Annotated in this window: 7 protein-coding genes; 2 read left to right on the top strand and 5 right to left on the bottom strand. The window is 68.0% G+C overall.

Annotation, left to right across the window (positions count from 1 at the left end):
• The 4 genes from AB0915_RS36910 to AB0915_RS36895 all read right to left on the bottom strand — a co-directional run.
• A partial coding sequence (locus tag AB0915_RS36910) for a hypothetical protein (protein WP_366695454.1) occupies window positions 1-987 on the bottom strand: 987 nt, incomplete at its 3' end.
• Window positions 988-989: 2 nt separating this feature from the next.
• Complete coding sequence (locus tag AB0915_RS36905) at window positions 990-1,781, bottom strand: Hachiman antiphage defense system protein HamA (RefSeq protein WP_366695456.1); 792 nt, start codon at window positions 1,779-1,781, stop codon at window positions 990-992.
• A 452-nt stretch (window positions 1,782-2,233) separates the two neighbouring features.
• Window positions 2,234-3,922, bottom strand: a complete 1,689-nt coding sequence (locus AB0915_RS36900) for a serine/threonine-protein kinase (protein ID WP_366695452.1) — start codon at window positions 3,920-3,922, stop codon at window positions 2,234-2,236.
• A 610-nt stretch (window positions 3,923-4,532) separates the two neighbouring features.
• Entirely contained in the window at window positions 4,533-5,699 is a 1,167-nt protein-coding gene (locus AB0915_RS36895) for an IS630 family transposase (protein ID WP_366695450.1), read from the bottom strand.
• Between the two features lie 87 nt (window positions 5,700-5,786).
• Between AB0915_RS36895 and AB0915_RS36890 the strand changes: the two genes are divergently transcribed.
• The gene (locus AB0915_RS36890; protein WP_366695448.1) at window positions 5,787-6,113 is read left to right on the top strand and encodes a hypothetical protein; all 327 of its coding nucleotides are present in this window, start codon (window positions 5,787-5,789) and stop codon (window positions 6,111-6,113) included.
• A 63-nt stretch (window positions 6,114-6,176) separates the two neighbouring features.
• Here AB0915_RS36890 and AB0915_RS36885 read toward each other — a convergent pair whose 3' ends face one another.
• Window positions 6,177-7,121, bottom strand: coding sequence for an SMP-30/gluconolactonase/LRE family protein (locus tag AB0915_RS36885; RefSeq protein WP_366695446.1), 945 nt, complete (start codon window positions 7,119-7,121; stop codon window positions 6,177-6,179).
• 105 nt (window positions 7,122-7,226) lie between these two features.
• Here AB0915_RS36885 and AB0915_RS36880 point away from each other — a divergent pair, with 105 nt between their 5' ends.
• Complete coding sequence (locus AB0915_RS36880) at window positions 7,227-7,679, top strand: Lrp/AsnC family transcriptional regulator (protein WP_366695444.1); 453 nt, start codon at window positions 7,227-7,229, stop codon at window positions 7,677-7,679.
• The last annotated feature ends 598 nt before the right edge of the window (window positions 7,680-8,277 follow it).

Genomic DNA, 8,277 nt, shown 5'->3' with positions numbered 1-8,277 from the left:
CGAGGTGGGCATGGTCACCGCCATGTTCCGCGCTGCGGCATCGACCAGGCCGGCCTCCAGGGCGGCGCGTTGGGAGGGCCACACCTGGATGACGGGCCGCTCGGCGACGATCAGGGCCTTGAGATAGCGCTCCCACAGACGGCCCCAGGTGGTCGCGCGGCGCAGCAGCAGCCAGGGCGAGGTGGCGACGATGTCCTCGGCGACGTGGGCGAGGGAGTCGATCAGGGTCCAGGTGTCGGCCACCGAGGCGTCCAGCAGGATGGAGGCGGCCTTGCGTAGATCGGCCACGGCTGTGTGGCCGGCGGCTCGGTTGCCGGTGCGCCACAGGGTGGCGAGATTGCGGGCGGCGCGTCCGGTAAGCCCGTAGGCGGCGAGCACGGCGGCGTCCGCCACATCGGCCCGTCCTTCGGCGGTTTCCGCAACGAGTTGGTGCCCCAAGGCGGGAAGGTCGTCGGCAGTCTGCTGGCCCAGGCGGGAGACGGCGTCGAGGTCGCGACGCAGGACGGCGCCGGTCAGTTCGGTGATCCGGTACGGAGCGGCCGTGGTCGGCGTCTCGAAGACTTCGGACTCGTTGCGAGCGAACAGGGACCGTGCCTCGCGGGTGAAGGCGGCGGCGAGGGTGGAGGCGTTGGCCTGGTAGCCGGCTAGGCTCCACAACGTCGCGCTGATCGCGAGCAGTTCCACGCGCCGGGGATGCGCGGCCTCGTACCGGTCAGCGAGGTCGGCGTATGCCTCCGCGATCTCGGTCAGCGGTCCTGGATCCGCGCGGCGTTCCCGCGGGGTCCGGGTGAGCTGGCCCAGCCTGGCCAGGGTTAGCCCGTTCCGCATGCCGTCAAGGTTGTAGGTGTAGGCGACGGGGGCGCCTTCGAGGCTGATCTGGTCGCCCAGGACATGCGAGCGCAGCTGAGCGCGCAGAATCGGCGCGGCTTCGCCGTCGGTGAGGGCCTCCTCGCCGAGCCGGTGGAGGGTGCCGTTGTAGTCCTTCACGCTCAAGCATCCTCGCTGGTCTTGGTACGACGGGGGCCGGCGCCGGTCTCGGCGGCCTTGAAGACGCGGGCGACGAACTCCTGCAGGCTGCGAATCTTGACCACCGTCAGCTCGGTGCGCTGGGTCACCACGCCGGCCAGGATGTCGACGACATCGTCCTTCCAGGCGAGGGCATCGTGCACGAAGACCATATGCCGCTCCACCACCCGCTCTTTGGGGTGTCGCAGCAGGCCGGCGAGGTGGCGTACCAGGAACAGGTGGTTGCGCTCGGCGCAGCGAACCATGGCGAAGTGAATGCTCTCGTCCAGGCGGTCGAGGACTTTCTCCAGGCTGTCGTACGCCTCTTTTCCCAGGTCGCGTTTGCGTGTGGCGCGGGTCTTCACCTCGGGTACGGCGATCACCGGCGGCGTCTGGCGGAAGCGGAAGGCCAGCACGTCCGTGCCCTGCACGGCCTGGTTCGGAGTCTGCTTGTAGCGGAGCTTGAGAATCGGCACGCACCAGCCGCGCACCCTCCGGTACAGGGCGGCCGTGACGATCTCTCCGAAGTCCCCGTGCCTCACCGCGAGCCGGGTGGGGAACTTATTGGCGCGCAAGTACTTGGCGACCTCCGGGGACCCCAGATCGTCAAACACGTACGCGAGTTCACTGGGGTTGAGGTAGTTGCGGGCTACATCGTGGCCGAGCTGGCCCATGAGCTCCTCGTCATCGAGCCGGCCAGACTCGACGAGCGCTTCGTAGTGCAGCTTGCCCCCCGGCTGCTCTACCGACTGCTGCTCAAGCCACTTGTCGAACATGCTCACCCCCGAACTCGTTGGCCTCCCCTATCACGATTGTCACTTATGCCACCTGAAGACGGAAGCCGCTTACGCGCAGTCCTTACACAAAAAGGGGCATTCACGTAGATATTGACCAACGGTTAGAAGTGCGGACCGCGCCACTGGCTGTTTCTGCGCGCACTCGAGCCACTGAGTTGTTGGAGCCCGCGGGCCGGAGTGCCTGTGGAGTGGCCGTCTCTCAGCTGGCTGGGGGCCGGGTGACCCCTGCAGTACCAGCCCATGTTCCCGGCTGTAGGGGCAGGGCAGGCCGACTGAGCGATGCCACCCTGCTATGTGGGGGCAGTTCCTGCTGTTCCGGCCTGGTGCGCGGACGCCGCCGCCGTGCCGCACTGAGGACCGACGGGTTGCGTCGTCTTGCCCCTTGTCGTCGACCTCGTTGGGAATTTTCCTGGATTGCCCAACCCGTTGTCCTACTGGTAGACCGTGGTGATGGGCGTTGCGATGCTGGTGCCGCTGTTGGGGGCGGAGTAGGAGATGGTCCATACGGCGCCGGCTTTGTTCGGGTTCCCGTACAGGTAACCACCGTTGTCGCAGCCATAGTTCAGCCGCTGTCCTGCCAGCGTCGCGGTGCCACCACCGGCGAACGAGCAGCGGGCACCGTTGGCCAGGACGATGATGATCGGCTCGATGTCGGGTCCGCCTGGCATGTGGTCGTTGTTGCCGGGAAAGCCCTCGGGGACCGACAGTTCGACCATGCGGTCGGGGGCTCCGTCCAGGCATAGCGCGCTGGTGTCCTCGGGGTTGGAGTCCGGGGAGAAGCACGGGTCGAGGAGCCGGTCGCCGGCGGTGCAGCGCCAGGCGTCTGTGCGCATGGTTGATTCGGCGGTCCCGAAGCAGGAGCCGCTGGCCCGGCCGGTGATGGTGATGTCGGCTGCCGGGGTGCCGCCCGGGGACCAGGGGCTGAGGGTGACCACCTGGGTCTGCGTGGGCGCGGACGAGGCCGCGGCGGTCGAGGCCTGTGCCTTGGTGGTGGCTGGACGGGCGAGGGGTGACGTGGGCGCTGCCTGTTCGGCGGCAGGGGTGGAGCGTGCTGCGGCCAGGTGCGGGGAGTGGGTGCTGTGCGCCGAGGCGTGGCCTCGAGCCAGTGCGAACCAGGTGCCTGTGGCGGCTGCGGCGAACACAGCGCCGGCGACGACGATGAGCTGGGTGCGCCTGCCGGAACGGCGCCTGGCGGGAGTGGGCCAGGTGGGGTCTTCGACGGTCGGGGGGTGCCACTGCTCGGCGATCAGGTTCGGGACCTCGGTGGGTCGGTTGTGGACATCGCCGAGGACCTGGGTTGCTTGTTCGCCGAGCAACTGGGCGGTCTTCTGTGCGATGACGGCGGACGACGGCCGGTGGGCCGGGTCCTTGGCGAGGCACGCGGTCACCAGGCCGAGCAGATCATCGGGCACGCCGGCGAGGTCGGGCTTGGCGTTGAGGACGCGGAAGGCGACGGCCTCGGCGTTACCGGCGCCGAAGGGGTGGCGGCCGGTAGCCGCGAAGGCGAGCAGCGCGCCCCAGGCGAAGAGGTCCCCGGGCGGCCCGGCTGTGCCGTCACGGTAGTACTCGGGGCTCAGCCAGCCCGGGGTGCCGGTCAGCATGCCGGTGTGGGTGACCGCGGTGCCGTCGGCGACGTGGGCGATGCCGAAGTCCAGCACCCGCGGCCCTTCCGGGGCCAGGATCACGTTCGCGGGCTTCAGGTCGCGGTGGACCACTCTGGCGGTGTGTACGGCGGCGAGCGCTCCGGCCGTACCGGCGGCGAACAGGTGCAGCTGGATCCCGGCCAGCGGCCCGTGCACCGCCGTGTGATCGCTGAGCGTCAAGCCGGGTATGTAGGCGGTGGCCAGCCACGGGATGTCCGCTTCGGGATCGGCGTCCCATAGCGGCACCAGGCACGGACCCGACACCCGCCGCAGCACCTGCACCTCGCGCCGGAACCGGGCCCGGAACTGTTCATCCGCCGCCTGTCCTGCGTGTACGACCTTCACCGCTGCCCGCTCGCCCCGCTCCCCCACAGCGGCGTACACCGTGCCCATCCCACCCGCGCCCAGCACCCCGACCACTCGGAAGCGCCCGATCCGGACCGGATCCGAAGCGCGACGAGCAGTAATCCGCGACACGAACAAGACCTCCACCGAGAGCGAATATGGACGAGATGCGAACCCTAGCGGGGATTGCTGACGTCATACGCTAGTTGGCATCAGATGAGATCCCCCGGTCCCTTACCTGCCGTGGACGGCCGATTGGCGACCCTGATCACGACACCTACCGGCTCGACGAGATCGCGGACACCTCCGCAGCCCTCCCGTTGCACCCGGAGGCTGTTGCGGCATTTGCGCGACGGACGACTGCGACCGCAGAGGACCTCACCATCCCCGCCGAACCGACGGCCCCGCGAGCCCCTGTGACGCCGTCCGTCAGGAACTGGGGCCAGCTGAAACCGGAACACCTCTCCCAGTTCACAGCCCGTGGGGCCGATGGCCACTGGCTAACTGTCCTCTCGTCAACCGTCATCCCGGCTCATCGCTACCGTGCTGGGACCGTGCTGTGGCATGAGTCTTCCGTGCCACCTCCTGACACATCGCCGCCTGAAGCGAGTAGACGGACGGGGTGAGAGGTGCCCTCTCACATTTCTTTCACGGTTTCGAGCGCCTGCACGGAAACAAATCGGCGTTCGCCCGACGTTGTCGATCTCTTAGTGGTCGGCTTCGGAAGTCCTTCGGGGGTTGCTCATGCGGCGAGGCGGAGCGAGGATTCTTCCTGGTGATCGGTGGTGTGCCGGTCGAGTCTGGCCAGCAGATCGTCCAGGTCGGAGGTGGTGAACTTCCACTGGAACGGCTGTGCCGTGGCGTTGTAGCGGTCTTCGAAGGCTCGGAGCCGGTTCCCGACCTGGGTGAGGTCCGTGAAGTCGTTGGGTGAGACGACCTTGCGCTGGACGACGGAGAAGTAGATCTCCACCTGGTTCAGCCAGGAGGCGTGGATCGGGGTGTGGACCATGACGGCGTTCGGGAACGCGGCGGTCAGCCGGTCGGCGGCCTTCTTGCCGCGGTGGGAGGAGCCGTTGTCGACGATCCAGAACACCCGTCTGGCGCTGGCGTAGGGCTGTTGGGTCATGACCTGGTCGACCAGGTTCATGAACGGCTCGATACCGGTACGTGGCTCGGTGCGGCCGGACACCTTGGCGGTGTGGACGTCGTAGGCGGCCAGGTAGGCCAGGGCGCCGCCGCGCTCGTAGGTGTGGTTCACCCGCATCGCTCTCGCCTGCCCGGGGGCGAGGGTGGGGTGGCAGCGGCAGCGGGCCTGGATGGAGGTCTTCTCGTCCGCGCTGATCACATACTCGTCCGCGCCGAGCGGGACGCCCTGCCAGGTGCGGGCGTACAGGTCCAGCACGCGCTGAGCCTTGGTGCGGAAGTCGGGGTCGGTGATGAAGATCCAGGAGCGGTGCTGCCAGGGCTTGAGCGCGTCCCGGTCCAGCCAGCGGCGCACGGTGGAGGCCGACACGAAGGTGGCGATGCCCCGGGCCACGGCCTCGCGGGCCAGTTCCGGGCACGACCAGCGCGACAGCGGTACCCCACTCTCGGCGGGCAGGCGGCAGGCCAGCGCCTTGACTTCGGCTATCTGCAGCGCGGTGAAGGCCGGCGGGCGGCCGGAGCGTTCACGGTCGGCGAGCCCGGCCAGGCGCTGCTCGGCGAATCTGCCCCGCCACCGGCGCACCGTGTCCAGATGCAGGCCGGTCTTCCGGGCGATACGCGCGTTGGAGCGGCCTCTGGCCGCGTGCAGGATCACCTGCGCCCGGGCTCGCAGCCGGTACTCGGTCTTGTGACCGTAGGCCATCTTCTTGAGCCGCTCACGCTCGGATGCGGTCAGGGCGATCAGGCGGGCCAGGACAACGGGCATGAAGCGAGAGCCGATCATGAGAGAGGCAGAGCACGACAGTCGTAGCCTGGCGCCTCCCGGCCCCGGCCCGGCGGGCAGGATGACGCCATGCCCGCACCCTCGGAACACGCCAGGCTCTCGCTCGAGCAGCGCCTGGACGACCACGCCCGCACCGCCTGGCCTCAACTGGCCCGGCTGCACGTCCGCCACCGCGGCGCCTTCGCCTACGTAGCCGGCCAACTGGCCGACGGCGAACAGGTCAAGCTGATGCGGCTGCGCTACACCGGCACCGCCGCCACGTGGGGCTTCGCCCTCTACCTCGCCAGCAGCGACACGTACGAGAACACCGTCCTGCCCACCGGCTCACTCGCCGGCACCCCCGAACAGGCCCTCGACTGCGCCTGCAGCCTCCACCTCGCCACCCCGGATATCTGACCGGACGCCAGCCGCGACCCCAGTCTCGAAGTCAACCCCCGAAGGACTTCCGGAGCCGACCGCTCAGAGCCAGGGCCGGCGGCCCGGTCCGGTCGGGTGCGTGCCTGTGACGCCCATGACCACCGAGTAGAGGCTGGTCTCTGCGGCAATGAAGAGACGGTTGCGCTTGGCGCCGCCCCAGGAGATGTTGGCAACTGCCTCGGGGACGTTGAGACGCCCGATCAGCGTGCCGTCGGGGTCGTAGCAGTGCACTCCGTCGCCCATCGCGGCGGCCCAGAGCCGGCCGGCGTCGTCGAAGCGGAGATTGTCGAAACGGGCAGCCTTGCGGGCCTCCGCTTCAGCGAAGACCTTGCCCTCGGACAGCGTGCCGTCCTCGTGTACGTCGAAGACCCGGATGAAGCCTGCTCGGGTGTCGGAGACGAACAGTTGCTGCTCGTCATGTGAAAAGACCAGGCCGTTCGGGGCGCCGAAACAGTCGGCGACCAGCCGCACTTCGCCGGTGGCCGGATCGATACGGTAGACGTTGTTGGAGCCGATCTCGCTCAGCGCACGATAGCCCTCGTAGTCGCTGGTGATGCCGAAGTCCGGGTCGGAGAACCAGATCGAACCGTCGGACTTGACGGCCGCGTCGTTCGGGCTGTTCAGGCGCTTGCCCTTCCACCGTTCCGCCAACACGGTGATGGTGCCGTCGTGTTCGGTCCGGGTCACTCGACGGTTGCCCTGCTCGCAGGTGATCAGCCGGCCCTGACAGTCGAGAGTGTTGCCGTTGGTGTGCCCGGCGGAGCGGCGGAAGACGCTGACGGCACCGGTCTCTTCGTCCCAGCGCAGCATCCGGTCGTTGGGGATATCGCTCCAGACCACTTGCCGCCAGGCAGGCAGGTAGATCGGCCCCTCGGCCCAGCGGCAGCCGGTGTACAGGACCTCCAGCGTCTCGTCACCATTCATGCACCGCCCGGTACGGAACCGGTCGTCGAGCATCTCGTACAGCCCGGGGCGCTCGCCAGTCATGAGGCCTTCCCTTCTGTAGGCATCGTGCACTGAACAGTATTTTGCTCAAAACCTAAACTGCAGGACAAGGTATGGCCAACACAAGAGGATTCCGAACGGAGGGTTATGGATCACATCGATCGCGTCCTGCTGGCGCAGCTCCAGCAAGACGCCACCCAGTCCTACGCCGCGCTGGGCCAGGCCGTCGGCCTCTCGGCCGGCGCCGCTCACGAACGTGTGCGCAAGTTGCGGGAGTGCGGTGTCATCCGGCGCACCACCGTCGAGACGGACCCGGCCGCGCTGGGCGGCGCCGTCCTGGCCTATGTGATGGTCGACTCGACTTCCTGGATGGGTGATGCGGCGCAGGACTTCGCCGCGCTCCCCGAAATCCTGGAGGCGCACATCATCGCTGGCAGCGCCTCGGTGCTGGTGAAGGTCAGGACCGCATCCACCGAGCAACTGCAGGATGTGTTGCGCCGGATCTACGCCATCGACGGGGTCAGCAGGACGCAGGCCACGGTGGTCCTTGAGACCTTCTTCGAGCGGCCGCTCTCCCCGCGGACTTCCGAGCAGACGTAATCGAGCACTTCATCGGACGCTCCCCCTATCCCGCGACCCCCGACATCTGCCGCAGCGACATGCACGGTCGCTGCTTCAGCGTCAACCCCCCGAGGAACTTCCGGCCCCGACCACTAAGCCGTGGGGATGCCCAACGCGCCGGCGCCCCTTTACGGTGGATCCCCTACGACGTGCCTCCGTTAGCTACCTACTTGTGCGGCTGTGCCTTGGCTTGCGCCGATGAGGTGCGCGATGGCGATGAGGGTGACTGACGAAAACGTGGGATACGGACTGGCAGGGCGGCCAGAACAGCCTGGTTGAAGGAGCCTGCTGGCTAGCGTCGTAACTCAAGACGGAGCCGAGGACCGGATGGGGTCGCGGGCAACATAGCCGACCATCGCCGGTTAGCCAAAACGGCGATCGTCCGGAGCATAGAAGCGTTCGCCTTCAGCTGTGCTTGGCGGTGGAGCCGAAGCGAACGCAGTGCAGTGCCGCGAGAGAGGTGAGGAGTTAAGGGGCGGCTACGCGGTCACGTCCGGTGGCGTGGTGTAACGACGGCCACGCGGTGATCCACTGTGAAAGCTAGGCGGTGAGGGCTGCCGGGTCGGTTGTCTCGGTG

It is taken from the genome of Streptomyces sp. NPDC048411 (assembly GCF_040704695.1).
Taxonomy (GTDB): domain Bacteria; phylum Actinomycetota; class Actinomycetes; order Streptomycetales; family Streptomycetaceae; genus Streptomyces.
This window is presented reverse-complemented; position numbering and strand designations above follow the sequence as displayed.